This window comes from Micromonospora sp. DT46, assembly GCF_049841735.1.
GTDB classification, from domain to species: Bacteria; Actinomycetota; Actinomycetes; order Mycobacteriales; family Micromonosporaceae; genus Micromonospora; species Micromonospora reichwaldensis.
In genome coordinates this window covers 42091-63393 of the sequence record NZ_JBNCKW010000008.1, presented here as the reverse complement: position 1 = coordinate 63393, position 21303 = coordinate 42091, and the positions used below count along the sequence as shown (strand labels likewise).

Annotated in this window: 18 protein-coding genes; all 18 read left to right on the top strand. The window is 74.3% G+C overall.

The features are described 5' to 3' along the window. The first annotated feature begins 166 nt into the window (after positions 1–166). On the top strand, positions 167–751 hold the full coding sequence (gene pyrR / locus ACLQ20_RS22495) for a bifunctional pyr operon transcriptional regulator/uracil phosphoribosyltransferase PyrR (RefSeq protein ID WP_151456799.1): 585 nt from the start codon (positions 167–169) through the stop codon (positions 749–751). Next, on the top strand, positions 748–1674 hold the full coding sequence (locus ACLQ20_RS22490) for an aspartate carbamoyltransferase catalytic subunit (protein WP_121395245.1): 927 nt from the start codon (positions 748–750) through the stop codon (positions 1672–1674). The genes pyrR and ACLQ20_RS22490 overlap by 4 nt, the downstream gene beginning before the upstream one ends. After that, a complete protein-coding gene (locus ACLQ20_RS22485) occupies positions 1671–2948 on the top strand; it encodes a dihydroorotase (protein WP_151456800.1) in 1278 nt (425 codons plus the stop codon). Before ACLQ20_RS22490 ends, ACLQ20_RS22485 begins: the two co-directional genes overlap by 4 nt. Then, positions 2945–4108, top strand: coding sequence for a glutamine-hydrolyzing carbamoyl-phosphate synthase small subunit (gene carA, locus ACLQ20_RS22480; RefSeq protein ID WP_327027752.1), 1164 nt, complete (start codon positions 2945–2947; stop codon positions 4106–4108). Before ACLQ20_RS22485 ends, carA begins: the two co-directional genes overlap by 4 nt. After that, positions 4101–7502 (top strand): carbamoyl-phosphate synthase large subunit, encoded by a 3402-nt coding sequence (gene carB / locus ACLQ20_RS22475; protein ID WP_425857610.1) that lies wholly within the window; start codon positions 4101–4103, stop codon positions 7500–7502. Before carA ends, carB begins: the two co-directional genes overlap by 8 nt. 112 nt (positions 7503–7614) lie before the next feature. Further along, on the top strand, positions 7615–8634 hold the full coding sequence (locus ACLQ20_RS22470; RefSeq protein WP_151457096.1) for a quinone-dependent dihydroorotate dehydrogenase: 1020 nt from the start codon (positions 7615–7617) through the stop codon (positions 8632–8634). Continuing rightward, positions 8631–9905 carry an adenosylmethionine--8-amino-7-oxononanoate transaminase gene (locus tag ACLQ20_RS22465; protein ID WP_358120840.1) on the top strand — a complete coding sequence of 425 codons (1275 nt, stop codon included), beginning with the start codon at positions 8631–8633 and terminating at the stop codon, positions 9903–9905. The genes ACLQ20_RS22470 and ACLQ20_RS22465 overlap by 4 nt, the downstream gene beginning before the upstream one ends. Positions 9906–10013: 108 nt before the next feature. Then, positions 10014–10853: an orotidine-5'-phosphate decarboxylase gene (gene pyrF, locus ACLQ20_RS22460; RefSeq protein ID WP_151457094.1), complete on the top strand. Its 840-nt coding sequence runs from the start codon at positions 10014–10016 to the stop codon at positions 10851–10853. 175 nt (positions 10854–11028) lie between these two features. Beyond that, positions 11029–11346 (top strand): integration host factor, actinobacterial type, encoded by a 318-nt coding sequence (gene mihF, locus ACLQ20_RS22455; RefSeq protein WP_007458370.1) that lies wholly within the window; start codon positions 11029–11031, stop codon positions 11344–11346. 25 nt (positions 11347–11371) lie between these two features. After that, positions 11372–11905, top strand: a complete 534-nt coding sequence (locus tag ACLQ20_RS22450; RefSeq protein ID WP_151457093.1) for a guanylate kinase — start codon at positions 11372–11374, stop codon at positions 11903–11905. 46 nt (positions 11906–11951) lie between these two features. Next, positions 11952–12215, top strand: coding sequence for a DNA-directed RNA polymerase subunit omega (rpoZ, locus tag ACLQ20_RS22445; RefSeq protein ID WP_007075826.1), 264 nt, complete (start codon positions 11952–11954; stop codon positions 12213–12215). Positions 12216–12229: 14 nt separating this feature from the next. Then, positions 12230–13438 carry a bifunctional phosphopantothenoylcysteine decarboxylase/phosphopantothenate--cysteine ligase CoaBC gene (coaBC, locus tag ACLQ20_RS22440; RefSeq protein WP_151457092.1) on the top strand — a complete coding sequence of 403 codons (1209 nt, stop codon included), beginning with the start codon at positions 12230–12232 and terminating at the stop codon, positions 13436–13438. Positions 13439–13526: 88 nt separating this feature from the next. After that, a complete protein-coding gene (gene metK, locus ACLQ20_RS22435) occupies positions 13527–14720 on the top strand; it encodes a methionine adenosyltransferase (protein WP_091632919.1) in 1194 nt (397 codons plus the stop codon). Continuing rightward, complete coding sequence (locus ACLQ20_RS22430; protein ID WP_425857771.1) at positions 14717–16786, top strand: primosomal protein N'; 2070 nt, start codon at positions 14717–14719, stop codon at positions 16784–16786. Before metK ends, ACLQ20_RS22430 begins: the two co-directional genes overlap by 4 nt. Before the next feature lie 256 nt (positions 16787–17042). Then, positions 17043–18026: an AAA family ATPase gene (locus ACLQ20_RS22425; protein ID WP_151454095.1), complete on the top strand. Its 984-nt coding sequence runs from the start codon at positions 17043–17045 to the stop codon at positions 18024–18026. 146 nt (positions 18027–18172) lie between these two features. Next, on the top strand, positions 18173–18733 hold the full coding sequence (def, locus tag ACLQ20_RS22420; RefSeq protein WP_151454094.1) for a peptide deformylase: 561 nt from the start codon (positions 18173–18175) through the stop codon (positions 18731–18733). 4 nt (positions 18734–18737) lie between these two features. After that, on the top strand, positions 18738–19664 hold the full coding sequence (gene fmt / locus ACLQ20_RS22415) for a methionyl-tRNA formyltransferase (RefSeq protein ID WP_151454093.1): 927 nt from the start codon (positions 18738–18740) through the stop codon (positions 19662–19664). Next, positions 19661–21250, top strand: a complete 1590-nt coding sequence (locus ACLQ20_RS22410) for an RsmB/NOP family class I SAM-dependent RNA methyltransferase (protein WP_151454092.1) — start codon at positions 19661–19663, stop codon at positions 21248–21250. Before fmt ends, ACLQ20_RS22410 begins: the two co-directional genes overlap by 4 nt. Positions 21251–21303: the final 53 nt, after the last annotated feature.

The following is a 21303-nucleotide window of genomic DNA, read 5'->3' as shown; positions in this document are numbered from 1 at the left end:
TGTCCCCATTTCGCCGGGCTGACCAGGGGGTCAGTGGCCGGCGACGGTCAGTGCGGTGACCACTGGTAACGTGGCGGGAAGCCCCGGTCCGGGCCGCTCGCGTCCCGGTACCGGCATCCGACGTCCTTTAACGACCCGTCCCGTGAGGCGGGGAAGGAGGTCCGCCGTGGCCTACCCACCTGCTGCCCAGCCGTCGCCGCCGCGACAACCCTCGGTGAAGGTGATCCTCGCCAGCGCCGACGTCCAGCGCGTGGTCGACCGCATCGCCCACCAGATCCTGGAGAAGACCCAGGGCGCCGCGAACACGGTGCTGCTGGGCATCCCCACCCGGGGCGCCCCGCTCGCGAAGCGGCTCGCCGCCCGGATCAGCACCTTCGAGGACGTGACCGTTCCGGTCGGCGTGCTCGACATCACCCTCTACCGCGACGACCTGCGCCGGCACGCCACCCGCGCGGTCGGGCCGACCCAGGTGCCGCCCGGCGGCATCGACGGCAAGCGGGTCGTCCTCGTCGACGACGTGCTCTTCTCCGGCCGCACGGTGCGGGCCGCGCTCGACGCGCTCAACGACGTCGGGCGGCCGGCGTCCGTCCAGCTCGCCGTCCTGGTCGACCGCGGCCACCGCGAGCTGCCGATCCGCGCCGACTACGTCGGCAAGAACATCCCGACGTCCCTGGCGGAGAGCGTGAAGGTCACCCTCGCGGAGACCGACGGCACCGACGAGGTCAGGTTGTACGGGGGGACCCCCTCATGATCAGGCACCTGCTCTCCGGTGCCGACCTGGACGCCGCCACCGCCACCGAGATCCTGGACACGGCCGCCGAGATGGCCACGGTCGCCGGCCGGGAGGTGAAGAAGCTCCCCGCGCTGCGCGGGCGCACCGTGGTGAACCTCTTCTACGAGGACTCCACCCGCACCCGGATCTCCTTCGAGGCGGCGGCGAAGCGGCTCAGCGCCGACGTGATCAACTTTTCGGCCAAGGGCTCCAGCGTGACCAAGGGCGAGAGCCTGAAGGACACCGCGCTGACCCTCCAGGCGATGGGGGCCGACGCCGTGGTCGTCCGGCACCCCGCCTCCGGCGCCCCGCACCGGCTCGCCGACTGGGTCGACGGCTCGGTGGTCAACGCCGGCGACGGCACCCACGAGCACCCGACCCAGGCGCTGCTCGACGCGTACACGATGCGCTCCCGGCTGGGGCGGCTGGCCGGCCTGTCGGTCGCGGTGGTCGGGGACGTCCTGCACAGCCGGGTGGCCCGCTCGAACGTCCTGCTGCTGTCCACGCTCGGCGCCAAGGTGACCCTGGTCGGGCCGCCGACGCTGATCCCCGTCCACATCGCGCAGGCGCTCGCGCCCGGCACCGACGTCTCCTACGACCTCGACGCGGTGCTGCCGCAGTCGGACGTGGTGATGATGCTGCGGGTGCAGCGCGAGCGGATGAACGCCTCCTACTTCCCGTCCGCCCGCGAGTACGCCCGCCGCTACGGCCTGGACGGCCCGCGGATGCGCCGGCTGCCCGAGCACGCGATCGTCATGCACCCCGGACCGATGAACCGGGGGATGGAGATCACGCCCGAGGTGGCCGACTCGCCCCGCTCCACCATCGTCGAACAGGTCGCCAACGGGGTCTCCGTGCGGATGGCCGTCCTCTATCTGCTGCTCGGGGGGAACAACCGGTGAGCTCGTACCTGATCTCCAACGTCAGCGTCGTCGGCGCCGCGCCGACCGACGTGCTCATCCGCGACGGCGTCGTCGCGGCCGTCGGCGCCGGGCTGGACGCGCCGGAGGCGACCGTCGTCGACGGCACCGGGCTGGTCGCGCTGCCCGGCCTCGTCGACCTGCACACCCACCTGCGCGAGCCCGGCCGGGAGGACGCCGAGACCGTCGAGTCCGGGTCCCGGGCGGCGGCGCTCGGTGGCTACACCGCGGTCTGCGCGATGGCCAACACCTCGCCGGTGGCCGACACCGCCGGCGTGGTCGAGCAGGTCTGGCGCCTCGGCCGGGAGGCCGGGCTGGTGGACGTGCAGCCGATCGGGGCGGTCACCGTCGGCCTGGCCGGCGAGCACCTCGCCGAGCTGGGCGCGATGGCCGACTCGGCGGCCCGGGTACGGATCTTCTCCGACGACGGGCACTGCGTCGCCGACCCGAGGCTGATGCGCCGGGCGCTGGAGTACGTGAAGGCGTTCGACGGGATCATCGCCCAGCACGCCGAGGAGCCCCGGCTCACCGAGGGCGCGCAGATGCACGAGGGCGAGGTCTCGACCCGGCTCGGCCTGACCGGCTGGCCGGCGGTCGCCGAGGAGGCGATCATCGCCCGGGACGTGCTGCTCGCCGAGCACGTCGGCAGCCGCCTGCACGTGTGCCACGTCTCCACCGCCGGCAGCGTGGAGGTGCTGCGCCAGGCCAAGGCCCGGGGCGTCCGGGTCACCGCCGAGGTCACCCCGCACCACCTGCTGCTCACCGACTCCCGGGCCGAGACCTACGACCCGGTCTACAAGGTCAACCCGCCGCTGCGCACCGCGGCCGACGTCGCCGCGCTGCGGGCGGCCCTGCTCGAGGGCGTGATCGACATCGTCGCCACCGACCACGCCCCGCACGCGGTGGAGGACAAGGAGTGCGAGTGGGCGTACGCCCGGCCGGGCATGCTCGGCCTGGAGACGGCGCTGTCGATCGCCCTCGACGTGCTCGGCCCGCAGTGGGACCTGATCGCCGAGCGGATGTCGCGCACCCCGGCCCGGATCGCCGGGCTGGAGGGGCACGGCCTCGACCCGGCGCCCGGCGTGCCGGCGAACCTGACCCTGGTCGACCCGGCCGCCCGCCGCACCATCGAGCCGGCGGAGCTGGCCAGCCGTAGCCGCAACACCCCGTACGCCCGCATGACGCTGCCGGGTCGCATCGTGGCGACCTTCCTGCGCGGCGAGCCGACGGTCCTGGACGGAAAGGCTGTTCTATGACGAAGCGGAGGCCCGCGATCCTCGTGCTGGAGGACGGGCGCACGTTCCACGGTGAGGCGTACGGCAGCGTCGGGGAGACCTTCGGCGAGGCGGTCTTCAACACCGGCATGACCGGCTACCAGGAGACGTTGACCGACCCGTCCTACCACCGTCAGGTGGTGGTGCAGACCGCCCCGCACATCGGCAACACCGGCGTCAACGGCGAGGACGACGAGTCGGGCCGCATCTGGGTCGCCGGCTACGTGGTCCGCGACCCGGCCCGGATCGGCTCTAACTGGCGCGCCACCGGCGGGCTGGAGGAGCGGCTGACCGCCGAGGGCGTGGTCGGCATCAGCGGCGTGGACACCCGGGCGCTGACCCGGCACCTGCGCGAGCGCGGCGCCATGCGGGTCGGCATCTCCAGCGTCGAGACCGACCCGCGGGCGCTGCTGGCCCGGGTGCGGCAGGCCCCGGAGATGGTCGGCGCGGACCTCTCCGCCGAGGTCACCACCGAGAAGCCGTACGTGGTGGCGGCCGAGGGCGAGCACCGGTTCACGGTCGCCGCGCTGGACCTGGGCATCAAGCGCAACGTCCCGCGCCGGCTCGCCGCGCGGGGCGTCACCACGCACGTGCTCCCGGCCGGCTCCACCATCGACGACCTGCTCGCCACCGGCGCGGACGCGGTCTTCTTCTCGCCCGGCCCGGGCGACCCGGCCACCGCCGACGCGCCGGTGGCCCTGGCGCGGGAGGTGCTGCGCCGGCGGGTGCCGCTGTTCGGCATCTGCTTCGGCAGCCAGATCCTCGGCCGGGCGCTCGGCTTCGGCACCTACAAGCTCGGCTACGGCCACCGGGGCATCAACCAGCCGGTGCTCGACCGGGTCACCGGCAAGGTCGAGGTGACCAGCCACAACCACGGCTTCGCCGTCCAGGTGCCGGGCGCCGTGGCCGGGGCGGTCGTCCCCGACCAGGTGATCGAGACCGAGTTCGGTGGCGTCCAGGTGTCACACGTCTGCCTCAATGACAACGTGGTCGAGGGGCTGCGGGCGAAGGACGTGCCCGCCTTCACCGTCCAGTACCACCCGGAGGCGGCGGCCGGCCCGCACGACGCGGACTACCTCTTCGACCGCTTCGCCGAGCTCATCGAGGGCCGGACCCAGAGCGAGGGGCGCACACATGCCTAAGCGGACCGATCTCAAGCACATCCTGGTGATCGGCTCCGGGCCGATCGTGATCGGGCAGGCCTGCGAGTTCGACTACTCCGGCACCCAGGCCTGCCGGGTGCTGCGCAGCGAGGGGATCCGGGTCAGCCTGGTCAACTCGAACCCGGCGACGATCATGACGGACCCCGAGTTCGCCGACGCCACGTACGTCGAGCCGATCACCCCGGAGTTCGTCGAGCTGGTGATCGCCAAGGAGCGCCCCGACGCGATCCTGCCCACCCTCGGCGGGCAGACCGCGCTGAACACCGCGGTCGCCCTGCACGAGGCCGGCGTGCTCGACAAGTACGGCGTGGAGCTGATCGGCGCCAACATCGAGGCGATCAACCGCGGCGAGGACCGGCAGCTGTTCAAGGACATCGTCGCCAAGGCCGGCGTACGCCTGGGTGTCGACGACCCGGCGGGCCTGGTGCCCCGCTCCCGGGTCTGCCACTCGATGGCGGAGGTCGAGGCGACGGTCGCCGAGCTGGGCCTGCCGGTGGTGATCCGGCCGTCGTTCACCATGGGCGGCCTCGGCTCCGGCATGGCGCACACCCCGGAGGACCTGGCCCGCATCGCCGGCGACGGGCTGGCCGCCAGCCCGGTGCACGAGGTGCTCATCGAGGAGAGCGTGCTCGGCTGGAAGGAGTACGAGCTCGAACTGATGCGCGACCGGCACGACAACGTCGTGGTGGTCTGCTCGATCGAGAACGTCGACCCAATGGGCGTGCACACCGGCGACAGCGTCACCGTCGCCCCGGCCATGACGCTCACCGACCGTGAGTACCAGCGGCTGCGCGACCTGGGCATCGCGGTGCTGCGCGAGGTCGGGGTGGACACCGGGGGCTGCAACATCCAGTTCGCCGTCAACCCGGCCGACGGCCGGATCGTGGTGATCGAGATGAACCCCCGGGTGTCCCGGTCGTCGGCGCTGGCCTCGAAGGCCACCGGCTTCCCGATCGCGAAGATCGCCGCGAAGCTGGCCATCGGCTACACCCTCGACGAGATCCCCAACGACATCACCCTGAAGACCCCGGCGGCGTTCGAGCCGACCCTGGACTACGTGGTGGTGAAGATCCCCCGGTTCGCGTTCGAGAAGTTCCCGGGCGCCGACCCGGAGCTGACCACCACCATGAAGTCCGTCGGCGAGGCGATGAGCCTGGGCCGCAACTTCAGCGAGGCGCTGAACAAGGCGATGCGGTCGCTGGAGACGAAGGCGGGCGGGTTCTGGACGCTGCCCGACCCGGCCGGCGCGACGAAGGAGAACACCCTCGACGCGCTGCGGATGCCGCACGACGGCCGGCTCTACACCGTCGAGCGGGCGCTGCGCCTCGGCGCGTCGATCGCCGAGGTCACCGCCGCGTCCGGCGGGATCGACCCCTGGTTCCTGGACCAGGTCGCCGCCCTCGTCGAGCTGCGCGCGGAGATCGTGGACGCCCCGGTGCTCGACGCCGAGCTGCTGCGCCGCGCCAAGCGGGCCGGCCTGTCGGACCGGCAGCTGGCCGCGCTGCGTCCGGAGCTGGCCGCCGAGGACGGCGTACGGACGCTGCGGCACCGCCTCGACGTCCGCCCGGTCTACAAGACGGTGGACACCTGCGCCGCCGAGTTCGAGGCGACCACGCCCTACCACTACTCGACGTACGACCAGGAGACGGAGGTCGTGCCGTCGGCCCGGCCGAAGGTGATGATCCTGGGTTCCGGGCCGAACCGGATCGGCCAGGGCATCGAGTTCGACTACTCGTGCGTGCACGCGGTACAGGCGTTGCGGAGCGCGCCGGTCGGCACTGCCGCCCCGGGCGCCGCAGGCGCGGGTTCCGCCACGGGTGCCGGTTTCGAGACCGTGATGGTCAACTGCAACCCGGAGACCGTCTCCACCGACTACGACACCGCCGACCGGCTCTACTTCGAGCCGCTGACCTTCGAGGACGTGCTGGAGGTCTGGCACGCCGAGGACTCCTCCGGCAGGGCGGCCGGCGGACCGGGCGTGGTCGGGGTGATCGTCCAGCTCGGCGGGCAGACCCCGCTGGGCCTGGCGCAGCGCCTGAAGGACGCGGGCGTGCCGGTCGTCGGCACCTCGCCGGAGTCGATCCACCTGGCCGAGGAGCGGGGCGCGTTCGGGGCGGTGCTGGCCCGGGCCGGGCTGCGCGCGCCGGCGCACGGCATGGCGACCTCGTACGACGAGGCGAAGGCGATCGCCGACGAGATCGGCTACCCGGTGCTGGTCCGGCCGTCGTACGTGCTGGGCGGGCGGGGCATGGAGATCGTCTACGACGACGCCACGCTGCGTGACTACATCGGGCGGGCCACCGAGATCTCGCCGGACCACCCGGTGCTGGTCGACCGCTTCCTCGACGACGCCATCGAGATCGACGTGGACGCGCTCTGCGACGCGGACGGGGAGGTCTACCTCGGCGGGGTGATGGAGCACATCGAGGAGGCCGGCATCCACTCCGGCGACTCGTCCTGCGCGCTGCCGCCGATCACCCTGGCGGGCTCGCACGTCGCCCAGGTGCGCCGCTACACCGAGGCGATCGCCCGGGGCGTCGGCGTGCGGGGCCTGCTCAACGTGCAGTACGCGCTTAAGGACGACGTGCTCTACGTGCTGGAGGCGAACCCCCGCGCGTCCCGGACGGTGCCCTTCGTCTCCAAGGCGACGGCGGTGCCGCTGGCGAAGGCGGCGGCCCGGATCGCGCTGGGTGCCACCATCGCCGAGCTGCGCGCCGAAGGGCTGCTCCCGGCGACCGGGGACGGCGGTTCGCTGCCGGCCGGCGCCCCGATCGCGGTCAAGGAGGCGGTGCTGCCGTTCAAGCGGTTCCGCACCCCCACCGGCAAGGGCGTGGACTCGCTGCTCGGCCCGGAGATGAAGTCCACGGGCGAGGTGATGGGCATCGACACCGCCTTCGGGCACGCCTTCGCCAAGTCGCAGTCGGCCGCGTACGGCTCGCTGCCGACCGCCGGGAAGATCTTCGTCTCGGTCGCCAACCGGGACAAGCGCGGCATGATCTTCCCGATCAAGCGCCTGGCCGACCTGGGGTTCGAGATCGTCGCCACCACCGGCACGGCGGAGGTGCTGCGCCGGCACGGCATCGCCTGCGAGCAGATCCGCAAGCACTACGAGTCCGGCGGGGGCGAGGACGCGGTGTCGCTGATCCTCGGCGGCGACGTGGCGCTGGTGATCAACACTCCGCAGGGCTCGGGCGCGAGCGCCCGCTCGGACGGCTACGAGATCCGCAGCGCCGCCGTCACGGCGGACATCCCGTGCATCACCACGGTGCCGGGTGCGGCGGCGGCGGTGATGGGCATCGAGGCGCGGATCCGGGGCGACATGCAGGTCCGCCCGCTCCAGGAGCTGCACGCCGCCCTCCGAGCCGCCGAATGACCCCCCACCCCCACCGCCCGCACCCCCACCCGTACGCGTTGATCATGAAGTTGTTGTCGGCCGGCACGGCGTGTCGCGGCGACAACTTCATGATCGACGGGGGTGGTCGGTCGTGATGTTCGAGCGGGTGGTCCGGCCGGGGTTGTTCCGGATCGGCGGCGGGGACGCCGAGGCGGCGCACGAGTGGACGTTGCGGCGGCTGGCGGGGTTGTCCCGCCGGCCGGCGGCGCTGGGGGTGTTGCGGGCCCGGTACGCCGTGCGGGCGCCGCGGCGGGTGTTCGGCGTCGAGTTCCCCAACCCGGTGGGGTTGGCCGCCGGGATGGACAAGGACGGCGCGGCCCTGCCGGCCTGGCCGGCGCTGGGCTTCGGCTTCGTCGAGGTCGGCACGGTCACCGCGCACCCACAGCCGGGTAATCCCCGGCCCCGGCTGTTCCGGCTGCCCGGCAGCGAGGCCGTGGTCAACCGGATGGGCTTCAACAACGCCGGCGCCGAGGCCCTCGCGGCCCGGCTCGCTGCGCTGCCGCGCCCGATCGGCGTGCCGCTGGGCATCTCGCTCGGCAAGTCCAAGGTGACCCCGCTGGACGAGGCGGTGGCGGACTACCAGGCGTCCTACCGGGCGTTGCGCGGGCACGGCGACTACTTCGCGGTCAACGTCTCCTCGCCGAACACCCCGGGGCTGCGCTCGCTGCAGGACCGGGCGCACCTGGACGCCATCCTGGCGGCGCTGGTGGGGGAGAAGCCGGTGCTGGTGAAGATCGCCCCGGACCTCACCGAGCCGGCGATCGCCGAGCTGCTGGAGGTCTGCCTGGCCCGGGGCGCGGCCGGGGTGATCGCCACGAACACCACGCTGGCCCGCGACGGCCTCGCCCCGGCGGACCGGGCGCGCGGCGCGGAGACCGGCGGCCTGTCGGGGCGCCCGCTCGCCGACCGCGCCCGCGAGGTGGTCGCCTTCGTGCACCGGGAGGCCGGGGGGCGGCTGCCGGTGATCGGCGTCGGGGGCATCGTGGACCCGGACGCGGCGGCCCGGATGTTCGACGCCGGCGCCGCCCTGGTGCAGCTCTACACCGGCTTCATCTATCGCGGCCCGGCCCTGGTCCGCGCCGCCGCCCGCGCCACGGGGACGGGCGGGTGACCCCCGAGGAGATCCTGGCCGCCGACCGGGCGCACGTGTGGCACCCGTACGCGGCCCTGCCGCCGGCGAGCGCGCCCTACGTCGTGGAGGGCGCGGCGGGCGTACGGCTGCGGCTGGCCGACGGCCGGGAACTGGTCGACGGGATGTCCTCGTGGTGGGCGGCGATCCACGGCTACCGGCACCCGGTGCTCGACGCGGCCGTGACCGACCAGCTCGGCCGGATGAGCCACGTGATGTTCGGCGGGCTCACCCACGAGCCCGCGGTCCGCCTGGCGGCCACCCTGGTCGAGCTGGCCCCGGACGGGCTGGAGCACGTCTTCCTGGCCGACTCCGGCTCGGTCGGCGTCGAGGTCGCGATCAAGATGTGCCTGCAGTACCAGCGGGCCGCCGGCCGGCCGGAGCGCCGCCGGCTGGGCACCTGGCGGGGCGGCTACCACGGCGACACGTTCCACCCGATGAGCGTCTGCGACCCCGAGGGCGGCATGCACCACCTCTGGGGCGACGTGCTGCCCCGGCAGGTCTTCGCCCCCGTGCCGCCCGGCGGCTTCGACACCCCGCCCGAGCCGGCCTACGAGGCGGCCCTGGTGGAGGCGGTCGAGCGGCACGCCCACGAGCTGGCCGCGGTCGTCGTCGAGCCGGTGGTCCAGGGCGCCGGCGGGATGCGCTTCCACCACCCGCACTACCTGCGGGTGCTGCGCGAGGTGACCCGGGCGCACGGCGTGCTGCTGATCTTCGACGAGATCGCCACCGGCTTCGGCCGCACGGGCACGATGTTCGCCGCCGAGCACGCCGGGGTGGTGCCCGACGTGATGTGCGTGGGCAAGGCGCTCACCGGCGGGTACCTGACGCTGGCCGCCACGCTCTGCACGGCGGAGGTCGCCCGGGGCATCTCCGCCGGCGGGGTGCTGGCGCACGGCCCGACGTTCATGGGCAACCCGCTGGCCTGTGCGGTCGCCAACGCCTCCCTCGGCCTGCTGCGGGCCGGCGACTGGGCGGGGCGGGTGGCGAGGGTGCAGGCGGGCCTGCGGGCCGGCCTGGAGCCGTTGCGCGGCGCCCCGGGGGTGGCCGACGTGCGGGTGCTCGGCGCGATCGGCGTGGTCCAGCTGGACCACGAGGTGGACCTGCCCGCCGCCACCGCCGCGGCGGTCGCCGAGGGGGTCTGGCTGCGGCCGTTCCGCGACCTGGTCTACACCATGCCGCCGTACGTCACCGACGACGCCGACCTGGCCCGGATCGCCGCCGGGGTCGCCGCCGCGGTGCGGGCCGGCTGAGCCGCCGGTCACGGTCCGGCGGGAGTACGCGGGCGCGCGCGTTGCCCGCGACATGGAGCGTGCCCCGGCGGCGGACGCCCCGGGTGCCGAGGAGAGGGAGAGAACCGGATGGAGAGCTTCGGCGCCCGCCTGCACCGGGCCGTCACCGAGCGGGGTCCGCTCTGCGTCGGCATCGACCCGCACCCGGGGCTGCTGGCCCGCTGGGGGCTCGACGACGACATCCGGGGGCTTGACCGGTTCGCCCGGACGGTCACGGACGCCCTCGGTGACCGGGTCGCGGTGATCAAGCCCCAGTCGGCCTTTTTCGAGCGGTTCGGCTCGAAAGGTGTCGCGATTCTTGAGTCAACTATCCGACAGTTACGCGATGCCGGCTCGCTCGTTCTGCTGGACGTCAAGCGCGGCGACATCGGCTCGACCGTCGCCGCGTACGCCTCGGCGTACCTCGATCCATCCAGCCCGATCCATGTGGACGCGGTGACGGCGAGCCCGTACCTCGGTGTCGGCGCGCTCGCGCCGATGTTCGAACTGGCCGCCGAGCACGGCGGCGGGGTCTTCGTGCTGGCGCTCACCTCCAACCCCGAGGGCGCCGCCGTGCAGCGCGCGCGCACCGCCGACGGACGCACCGTCGCGCAGGCCGTCATCGACGAGATTTCCCAGCTCAACGCGGGTGCGCAGCCGCTCGGCAGCATCGGGCTGGTGGTCGGCGCGACCATCGGCGACACCGGTCACGACCTGTCCGCCGTGAACGGTCCGCTGCTCGCTCCGGGCCTCGGCGCGCAGGGCGCCACGGCGGCCGATCTGCGCGTCGTCTTCGGCTCCGCCCTGCCCGCGGTGCTGCCCTCGTACTCCCGCGAGGTGCTGGGCGCGGGCCCGGATCCGGACGCGCTGCGGGCCGCCGCCGACCGCGCCCTGACCGGCTGCCGGGCGGCCCTCGCCGCTGGTGACTGACTGACGGCTCGGTCACCTTTGTGAAGATCATCGCGCGTCCACGTTGCCGAATGCGCCGTCGACCGCTAGTTTTCCCCGCGCTGGGAACCACGGACCCCTTGGTTCACAGCGACACCACGTTTCACAGATGCGGCGGTGCGTCCCGCCCGTCGCGATAGGGACCTGAGGAGAACTGGTGCCGCTCCCGTCACTGACCCCCGAACAGCGCGCTGCCGCGCTGGAGAAGGCCGCGGAGATCCGCAAGGCCCGTGCTGAGCTGAAGGAGCAGCTCAAGCAGGGCAAGACCACCCTCGGAGCCGTCCTCGAGCGTGCCGAGTCCGACGATGTCGTCGGCAAGCTCAAGGTCTCCGCCGTGCTGCAGGCGATGCCGGGTATCGGCAAGATCCGGGCCACCCAGATCATGGAGAAGCTCAAGATCGCCGACAGCCGTCGCCTGCGTGGCCTCGGCGAGCAGCAGCGCAAGGCACTGCTTGGAGAGTTCGCCGCCAACTGAGGCTGGCTGCGTGTAGAAACAAGCAGTGAGCACGGATGACGAGGCGCGCCCGGCGGCTCGGCTCACTGTCCTGGCGGGGCCTTCGGGCTCCGGCACGGAGAGTGTCGTCGAGCGCGTCCGGGCGCGTTCTCCGTCCGTGTGGGTTCCGGTGCCGGCCACCACGCGTTCCCGCCGGGAGGGCGAGCTGGACGGCGTCGACCGGCTCTTCCTGACCCTCGCCGAGTTCGACCGGATGGTCGCCGCCGGGGAGCTGCTGGAGTGGAGCCGGGCCGGGCCGTACCGGCGCGGCACCCCCCTCGAACCGTTGCGCGCCCGGCTCGCCGCCGGGCAGCCGGTGCTGATCGGCCTCGACCTGGCCGGCGCGCTGCTGGTCCGGGCGGTGCTGCCCGACGCCCGGCTGGTGCTGCTGCACCCGCCGGGGAACCTCCCCCCGCAGGCCACCCCGGCCGCCTTCGAACACACCCTCGCGCACGACCTCACCGGGCGGGTCGTCGACGAGCTGGTAGGCTTGTCCGGTTCTTCTTTCCTGGCTCCGGCGCCACCGCACATGCGCGGTTGACCGCCAGCACCGCCAAGCGCGGTGCGATAGACGCAGAGGTTAATTCGTGGGATCCATCGCAAACCCCGAAGGCATCACCAACCCGCCGATCGACGAGCTCCTCGAGAAGACGACCTCGAAGTACGCGCTGGTGATCTTCGCCGCCAAGCGCGCGCGCCAGGTCAACGCCTACTACAGCCAGCTCGGTGAGGGTCTGCTGGAATACGTCGGCCCGCTGGTCGAGACCACGCCGCAGGAGAAGCCCCTCTCCATCGCCATGCGCGAGATCAACGCGGGCCTGCTCACCGCCGAGCCGACCGACCAGCCGTAATCCGCCCCGCGCCGATGTCCCCTCGGATCGTCCTCGGGGTCGGCGGCGGCATCGCCGCCTACAAGGCGTGCGAGCTGCTGCGGCTCTTCACCGAGTCGGGCCACCAGGTCCGGGTCGTGCCGACCGCGTCGGCGTTGCGCTTCGTCGGGGCCCCGACCTGGGCGGCGCTCTCCGGCCAGCCCGTCGCCGACGACGTCTGGTCGGACGTGCACGAGGTGCCGCACGTCCGGCTCGGTCAGCAGGCCGACCTGGTGGTGGTCGCGCCGGCCACCGCCGACCTGCTGGCCAAGGCCGCCCACGGCCTCGCCGACGACCTGCTCACCAACACGCTGCTGACCGCCCGCTGCCCGGTCGTGCTGGCCCCGGCCATGCACACCGAGATGTGGGAGCACCCGGCCACCGTCGCCAACGTCGCGACGCTGCGCTCCCGGGGCGTGCGCGTCGTCGAGCCCGCCGTCGGCCGGCTCACCGGCGCCGACACCGGCAAGGGCCGGCTGCCCGACCCGGCGGAGATCTTCGCGGTCGCCCGCCGGGCCCTCGCGCGGGGCGTCGGGGCTCCCGCCGACCTCGCCGGCCGGCACGTGGTGGTGACCGCCGGCGGCACCCGCGAGCCCCTCGACCCGGTCCGCTTCCTGGGCAACCGCTCCTCGGGCAAGCAGGGCTACGCCTTCGCCCGCTGCGCGGTGGCCCGGGGCGCCCGGGTCACCCTGATCTCGGCCAACGTCTCGCTGCCCGACCCCGCCGGCGTCGACCTGGTCCGCGTCGGCACCACGGGCGAGCTGCGCGACGCCACGCTCGCGGCGGCGGCAGACGCCGACGCGGTGGTGATGGCGGCGGCTCCGGCCGATTTCCGTCCCGCGACCTACGCGCCTGGCAAAATCAAGAAGTCGGACGACGGCAGCGCGCCCACCATCGAGCTCGTCACCAACCCGGACATCGCGGCCGAGCTGGGCCGGCGCCGTCGACCGGAGCAGGTGCTGGTGGTGTTCGCCGCGGAGACGGGCGACGCCGAGGCCAACGGCCGGGCCAAGCTCGCCCGCAAGCGGGCGGACCTCGTCGTGATCAACGAGGTCGGTCCCGACAAGGTCTTCGGCGCCGAGACCAACGCGGCGACGGTCATCGGCGCGGACGGTTCGGTCAGCCGGATGCCCGAGCGGTCCAAGGAGGACCTCGCCGACGGCGTCTGGGATCTCGTGGTGGCCCGGTTGCCCGGCCGTTCCTGACGGCTGGAAACGGGCACGACCGAAGAGGCCAGGCTCTGACGCGGATGACTACACTGCCGCGGAACGACTTCCACAATTTAGGAGTGCCGTGACACGCCGCCTCTTCACTTCCGAATCGGTCACGGAAGGCCACCCGGACAAGATCGCCGACCAGATCAGCGACGGCATCCTCGACGCCCTGCTCGCCGAGGACCCCCGCAGCCGCGTCGCCGTGGAGACCCTGATCACCACTGGTCAGGTGCACATCGCGGGCGAGGTGACCACCAAGGCGTACGCCGACATCCCGACCATCGTCCGCCGGACCATCCTCGACATCGGCTACGACTCGTCGAAGAAGGGCTTCGACGGCGCCTCGTGCGGCGTCAGCGTCTCCATCGGCGCCCAGTCGGAGGACATCGCGCAGGGCGTCGACAACGCCTTCGAGCTGCGTACCGGGGCGTCGGAGAGCGCGCTGGACGCCCAGGGCGCCGGCGATCAGGGCATGATGTTCGGCTTCGCCTGCTCCGAGACGCCGGAGTTGATGCCGCTGCCGATCGCCCTGGCGCACCGGCTGGCCCGGCGGCTCTCCCAGGTCCGCAAGGACGGCACGATCCCGTACCTGCGCCCCGACGGCAAGACCCAGGTCACGATCGAGTACGAGGGGCTGCGCCCCGTCCGGCTCAACACGGTCGTCGTCTCCAGCCAGCACGCGGCGGACATCTCGCTGGACTCGCTGCTCACCCCCGACGTACGCGAGCACGTCATCGCTCCGGAGTTGGAGAGCCTCGGGCTCGACACCGAGGGCTACCGGCTGCTGGTCAACCCGACCGGCCGGTTCGAGATCGGCGGGCCGATGGGCGACGCCGGCCTCACCGGCCGCAAGATCATCGTCGACACCTACGGCGGCTACGCCCGGCACGGCGGCGGCGCGTTCTCCGGCAAGGACCCGTCGAAGGTGGACCGCTCGGCGGCGTACGCGACGCGCTGGGTGGCCAAGAACGTGGTCGCCGCCGGCCTGGCCGAGCGGTGCGAGGTCCAGGTCGCGTACGCGATCGGCAAGGCCCACCCGGTCAGCCTCTTCGTCGAGACGTTCGGCACCGAGACCGTGCCGGTCGCCTCGATCGAGAAGGCCGTCTCCGAGGTCTTCGACCTGCGCCCGGCCGCAATCATCCGGGACCTGAACCTGCTCCGCCCGATCTACCAGCAGACCGCCGCCTACGGCCACTTCGGCCGGGAGCTGCCGGACCTGACCTGGGAGAGCACCGACCGGGCCGCCGACCTCAAGTCGGCCGCGGGAGCCTGACCGGCACCAGGCGCAGCGACCGGCGACCCGCGGACGGGTCGCCGGTCGCTCGTGTCTGCGTCGACGTCCCCCTGGCCCACCTGGACCGCCCGTTCGACTACCTCGTCCCGGCCGAGCTGGACGCCGACGCCGTCCCCGGCGTACGCGTGAAGGTCCGCTTCGCGGGGCAGCTCGTCGACGGCTGGCTGCTGGAGCGGGCCGACGACTCGGGGCACACCGGTCGGCTGGCGTACCTGGAGAAGGTCGTCTCGCCCGAGCCGGTGCTCGCGCCGGAGGTCGCCCGGCTGGCCCGGGTGGTCGCGGACCGCTACGCCGGCAACCTCGCCGACGTGCTCCGCCTCGCCGTCCCGCCCCGGCACGCCCGCGTGGAGAAGGACGTACGCGCCCGCGCCGCCGCCCCCGACGAGAACCCCGCCGCCCCCGAAGAGGGCCCCGCCGCCCCCGAAGAGAACCCCGCCGTCCCCGAAGAGAACCCCGCCGCCCTAGGCGAGGGCCCCGCTGCGCCGGCCGGCCCCGGTCCCGACGCCTGGCGGGACTACCCGGCCGGGCCGGCCCTGCTCCGGGCGCTCGCCGAAGGCCGGGCCGCCCGGGCCGTCTGGTCGGCGCTGCCGGGGGAGGACTGGCCCGCCCGGTACGCCGAGGCCGTCGCCGCCACCGTGGCCGGCGGTCGGGGCGCGGTGGTGGTCGTCGCCGACAACCGCGACCTGGACCGTCTCGACGCCGCGCTGCACGACGCCCTGGGTCCGGGGCGGCACGTCTGCCTCTCCGCCGCGCTCGGTCCCGCCCGGCGCTACCGGGCGTTCCTCGCCGCCCGGCGCGGCGACGTGGCGGCGGTGGTCGGCACCAGGGCCGCGATGTTCGCCCCGGTCGCCCGGCTCGGGCTGGTGGCGATCTGGGACGACGGCGACGACCTGCACGCCGAGCCCCGGGCCCCCTATCCGCACGCCCGGGAGGTGCTGCTCACCCGCGCCCAGCTCGGCGACGCCGCGGCGCTGGTGGGCGGCTACACCCGCACCGCCGAGGCGCAGCTGCTGGTGGAGACCGGATGGGCCCGCGAGGTGGTGGCCGACCGGGCCACCCTCCGGGCCCGGATGCCGGCGATCGCGCCGACCGGCGACGACCCGCAGCTGGCCCGGGACCCAGGGGCGGCCACCGCCCGGCTGCCCAGCCTGGCCTGGACGACCGCCCGGGAGTCGCTCCGGGCGGACCTGCCGGTGCTGGTCCAGGTGCCCCGCCGTGGCTACCTGCCGTCGGTGGCCTGTGCCGAGTGCCGCACCCCGGCCCGGTGCCCGCACTGCGCCGGCCCGCTCGCGCTGCCCTCCGCTGAGGGCACCCCGGCCTGCCGCTGGTGCGGGCGGGTCGCCGCCGCGTACGCCTGCCCGGAGTGCGGCGGGCGGCGGCTGCGTGCCTCCGTCACCGGCGCCCGGCGCACCGCCGAGGAACTGGGCCGGGCCTTCCCCGGCGTGCCGGTGCGGACCTCCGGGCGGGAGGAGGTGCTGGCCACGGTCCCGGGCGGCGCCGGCCTGGTCATCGCCACCCCCGGCGCCGAGCCGGTCGCCGACGGCGGCTTCGGGGCGGTGCTGCTGCTCGACTCGTGGGCCCTGCTCACGCGGGCCGACCTGCGGGCGGGGGAGGAGGCGCTGCGCCGCTGGCTGGCGGCCGCCGCGCTGGCCCGTCCCGCCGCCGCCGGGGGCCGGGTGGTGGTGGTCGCCGACGGGGCCCTCGCCCCCGTACAGGCGCTGCTGCGCTGGGACGCCGGCTGGTTCGCCGCCCGGGAGCTGGCCGAACGGCGGGAGCTGGGCTTCCCGCCGGCGGTGCGGATGGCCAGCGTGACCGGCCTACCGGCCGCCGTGGCCGACCTGCTGGCCGAGGCCCGGCTGCCGGCGGAGGCCGAGCTGCTCGGGCCGGTGCCGGCCGACGGGGAGCGCGAGCGGATGCTGGTCCGGGTCCCCCGGGCCCGGGCCGGCGCGCTGGCCGGCGCGCTGCACTCGGCGGCGGGGGTGCGCACCGCCCGTAAGGCCGCCGAGCCGGTCCGCCTCCAGGTCGACCCGCTGGCCCTCTTCTGACCGACGGCCCGGCCGATCCGGCGCCGCCCCCACCGCCCGACCTGGCCCGTCGTCGCACGCCGTGTCCGGCGGTGTGTCGACACGCGGGTGATAGCATCGCCCGTCATGCCCGGGCGTACGACGGCTCCAGGTCGCGGCGCGGCGCCAATCGCGCCGAGCCGGGGTCGTCGCAGGATCGCGCGACGATGGCGGGAGCGCGTCGGTTCGGCGCGGTGTCGATGATTCCAAACAGCCGGTGATCAGGGGTGGACCAGTCGTGACCGTTCGTCAGTCGATCGTCTTCAATGGTGACCTCGGCAGCGGCAAGAGCACCGTCTCCGTGGTGATCGCCGAGCGGCTCGGCCTGCGCCGGGTCAGCGTCGGTGACCTCTACCGCCAGATGGCGCAGGAGCGGAAGATGACCGCGCTCCAGCTCAACCTGCACGCGGAGCTGGACCAGGCCGTCGACGGCTACGTCGACCAGCTCCAGCGGGACATCGCGGCCTCGGGCGAGCGGCTCGTCATGGACTCCCGGCTGGCCTGGCACTTCTTCACGGACGCGCTCAAGGTGCACATGATCACCGAGCCGGGCGAGGCGGCCCGACGGGTGCTCGCCCGCCCCTCCGGCCCAGCCGAGAGCTACGCCTCGATGGAGGAGGCCAAGGCCAAGCTGCTGGAGCGCAGCGAGAGCGAGCGGGGCCGGTTCATCGTCCGCTACGGGGTGGACAAGGCCCGGCTGCGCAACTACGACCTGATCTGCGACACCACCCGCGCCTCGGCCTCCGAGGTCATCGAGCACATCATCGACGCGTACGAGGGCCGGCTGGGCGCGGACGTGCTGCGCGACGCGCCGCCGCTGCTGCTGCTCGACCCGGCCCGCGTCTACCCGACCGAGGACATCGCCCACCTGCGCGACCTGTGGGACTCGGAGTTCGTCGGCGAGGTGGCCGCCGCCGGCGACGAGGCGCTGGAGCCCCTGCGGATCGGCTACACCGGCGAGTACTTCTTCGTCGTCGACGGGCACCGCCGCCTCAGCGCCGCCCTCCAGAACGGCTTCCGCCTGGTGCCGGCCCAACTCGTCGCCGAGGTGGACGAGCCGGTGGTCGGCGGGATGAGCGCGGTGGACTACTTCGCCGCCCAGGCCCGGCCCGGCCTGATCCACGACTGGGAGGCCGCCCACTCCATCGAGCTGCCGTTGCCCGAGCACGCCCTGCTCGGCGGCGACGCGGTCCTGGCCGGGGAGCCGGGCACCGGCGTCTGAGCCGCTTCCTGCGCGGCCATGGGCGCCTTCCGGTGACCATCGACACGTGACGGGCCGCGCCGCTTCGCGGTACGCCGGCCGGGGCGGCCGACGGCACTCCGTAGACTGGTACGGCACCAGTCCGCCCGCCGAAGGAGCCATGCCGAGTGACCGTCCAGCCCATCCGTCTGTTCGGGGATCCGGTGCTGCGCACGCCGGCCGATCCGGTGGTCGACTTCGACGTCGAGCTGCGCAAGCTCGTCGCCGACCTGACCGACACGATGCGTGAGCAGAACGGCGCCGGCCTCGCCGCGCCGCAGCTCGGTGTGGGCCTGCGGGTGTTCACCTTCGACGTCGACGACGTGGTCGGCCACCTGGTCAACCCGGTGCTGGAGTTTCCCGACGCCGAGGAGCAGGACGGCCCCGAGGGCTGCCTGTCCATCCCCGGCCTCTACTTCGACACCAAGCGCCGGCAGAACGTGATCGCCAAGGGCTTCAACGGCTACGGCGACCCGATGCAGATCGTCGGCACCGGTCTGATGGCCCGCTGCGTGCAGCACGAGACCGACCACCTCGACGGGGTGCTCTTCGTGGACCGGCTGGACCCGGCCGGGCGCAAGGAGGCGATGAAGGCGATCCGCCAGGCGGAGTGGTACGACGCGGCCACCCCGCCGACGGTCAAGCTCAACCCGCACGCCTCGGGCAGCCCCTTCGGCCTGGGGCGGTGAGCCGGTGCGCGTGATCTTCGCCGGCACGCCGGCCGTCGCCGTTCCCGCCCTGGCCGCCGTGGCCGCCTCCCGGCACGAGCTCGTCGCCGTGGTCACCCGGCCGGACGCCCCCGCCGGACGCGGTCGCGGGCTGGCCCGCTCCCCGGTCGGGGCGTGGGCCGACGAGCACGGGATCGAGGTGCTCACCCCCGCCCGGCCGCGTGAGCCGGAGTTCCAGGACCGGCTGCGCGAGCTGGCCCCCGACTGCGTCCCCGTGGTCGCCTACGGCGCGCTGGTGCCGCCGGCCGCCCTGGAGATCCCCCGCCACGGCTGGATCAACCTGCACTTCTCGCTGCTGCCCGCCTGGCGCGGGGCCGCGCCCGTGCAGCACGCCGTGCTGCACGGCGACGAGTTGACGGGGGCGAGCGTGTTCCAGCTCGAAGAGGGGCTGGACACCGGTCCGGTCTACGGCACGCTGACCGACGAGATCCGTCCGGCCGACACGTCCGGCGACCTGTTGGAGCGGTTGGCCCACTCCGGCGCCGGCCTGCTGGTGGCCGTCCTCGACGCGATCGACGACGGCACGGCACGGGCCGAGCCGCAGCCCGCCGACGGGGTGTCGCTGGCGCCGAAGCTGACCGTGGAGGACGCCCGGGTGCGCTGGTCCGATCCCGCCTTCGCGGTGGACCGGCGGATCCGGGCCTGCACTCCGGCGCCCGGCCCGTGGACGACGTTCCGGGGCGAGCGCGTCAAGCTGGGTCCGGTCACCCCGGTGCCCGACGGTCCGGAGTTGAAGCCGGGCGAGCTGTTGGTGGAGAAGTCCCGGGTGCTGGCCGGCACGGCCACCACCCCGGTGCGGCTCGGCGAGGTCCGGGCGGCGGGCAAGCGGGCGATGCCGGCGACCGACTGGGCGCGGGGCGTCCGGGTCGCCGCAGGGGAGGAAGTCGCGTGACGGGCACTTCGGAACGGCCCTCGGGCGACCGCTTCTCCGGCGAACGGCACGGTGAGCGCTCCGGCGGTGAGCGCTCCGAGGGTCAACGGTTCGGCGGTGAGCGGTTCGGCGGGCGCGAGCAGCGTCCCCCGGGCGGCCAGCGCGGCGAGCGGCCGGCGCGGGGCGGCCAGTGGGGTGCCCGGGCCGGCGGTGACCGCCGCGACGGCGGCCGGCGTCCCCCGGCCCGCCCGACGGTGGACCTGCCCCGCCAGGTGGCCTACGAGGCGGTCGCGGCGGTGCACCGGGACGACGCGTACGCCAACCTGGTGCTCCCGTCACTCCTGCGCGACGCGGGGCTGGTCGGCCGGGACGCCGCCTTCGCCACCGAGCTGACCTACGGCACGCTGCGCCACCTCGGCACCCTCGACGCGATCCTCGGCGACGCCGCCGGGCGGGACGTGCAGCGCATCGACCCGCCGGTGCGCGACGCGCTGCGGCTCGGGGCGTACCAGCTCCTGCACACGCGGGTGCCGGCGCACGCCGCCGTCTCCTCGACCGTCGACCTGGTCAAGTCGGTGGGTGTCGGCGCGACGGGCTTCGCCAACGCGGTGCTGCGCGAGGTGGCCGGCCGTGACGCCGACGCCTGGGTGGCCAAGCTGGCCCCGTCGGCGGAGAGCGACCCGATCGGGCACCTGGCCCTGGCGTACAGCCATCCGCAGTGGATCGTGCGGGCCTTCGCCGAGGCGCTCGGCGGCGACCTCGGCGAGACCACCCGGCTGCTCATCGAGGACAACGAGCGCCCGCCGGTGCACCTGTGCGCCCGGCCGGGGCTGGCCGATCCGGCGGAGCTGGCCGACGAGGCCGGCGGGGCGCCGGGGGCCTTCTCCCCATACGCGGTCTATCTCTCCGGTGGGGCGCCCGGCGACCTGCCGGCGCTCGCGCAGGGGCGCGCCCACGTGCAGGACGAGGGTTCCCAGCTGGTGGCCAACGCCCTGGCGGTGGCCCCGCTCGACGGCCCGGACGGGCGCTGGTTGGACCTGTGCGCCGGACCGGGTGGCAAGTCCGGCCTGCTCGGCGCCCTCGCCGCCCAGCGGGACGCGCGGCTGACCGCGGTCGAGGTCTCGGAGCACCGGGCCCGGCTGGTCGAGCAGGCCACCCGGGGCCTGCCCGTGAGCGTGCTGAACATTGACGGCCGCACCGTCGGCGCGGACCCGAAGCTGCCGGAGGCGCACTTCGACCGGGTGCTCGTCGACGCGCCCTGCACGGGGCTGGGGTCGCTGCGCCGTCGCCCGGAGTCGCGCTGGCGGCGTCAGCCCTCGGACCTGCCGCCGCTGACCCGGTTGCAGCGTGAGCTGCTGGCCGCGGCGCTGCGCGCCGTCCGGCCGGGCGGGCTGGTCGCCTACGTGACGTGCTCCCCGCACACCGTGGAGACGCACGTGACGGTGACCGAGGCGGCCCGCCGCTCCGGGGTGCCGGTCGACTTCGTCGACGCCCGGCCGCTGCTGCCGGCGGGCATGCCCGGCCTCGGCGACGGGCCGACGGTGCAGCTGTGGCCGCACCGGCACGGCACCGACGCGATGTTCCTCGCGATGCTCCGCCGCACCTGAGCGGGGCGCACGGGACAAACCGGTCCGCCCCGGTCGGGGCGGGCCGGCGACGC

Excerpts from the sequence above, each read along its gene's own strand:
- pyrF (WP_151457094.1), top strand. The coding sequence starts at position 10,014 with ATGGAGAGCTTCGGCGCCCGCCTGCACCGGGCCGTCACCGAGCGGGGT.
- ACLQ20_RS22490 (WP_121395245.1), top strand. The coding sequence starts at position 748 with ATGATCAGGCACCTGCTCTCCGGTGCCGACCTGGACGCCGCCACCGCC.
- coaBC (WP_151457092.1), top strand. The coding sequence starts at position 12,230 with ATGTCCCCTCGGATCGTCCTCGGGGTCGGCGGCGGCATCGCCGCCTAC.
- carA (WP_327027752.1), top strand. The coding sequence starts at position 2,945 with ATGACGAAGCGGAGGCCCGCGATCCTCGTGCTGGAGGACGGGCGCACG.
- carB (WP_425857610.1), top strand. The coding sequence starts at position 4,101 with ATGCCTAAGCGGACCGATCTCAAGCACATCCTGGTGATCGGCTCCGGG.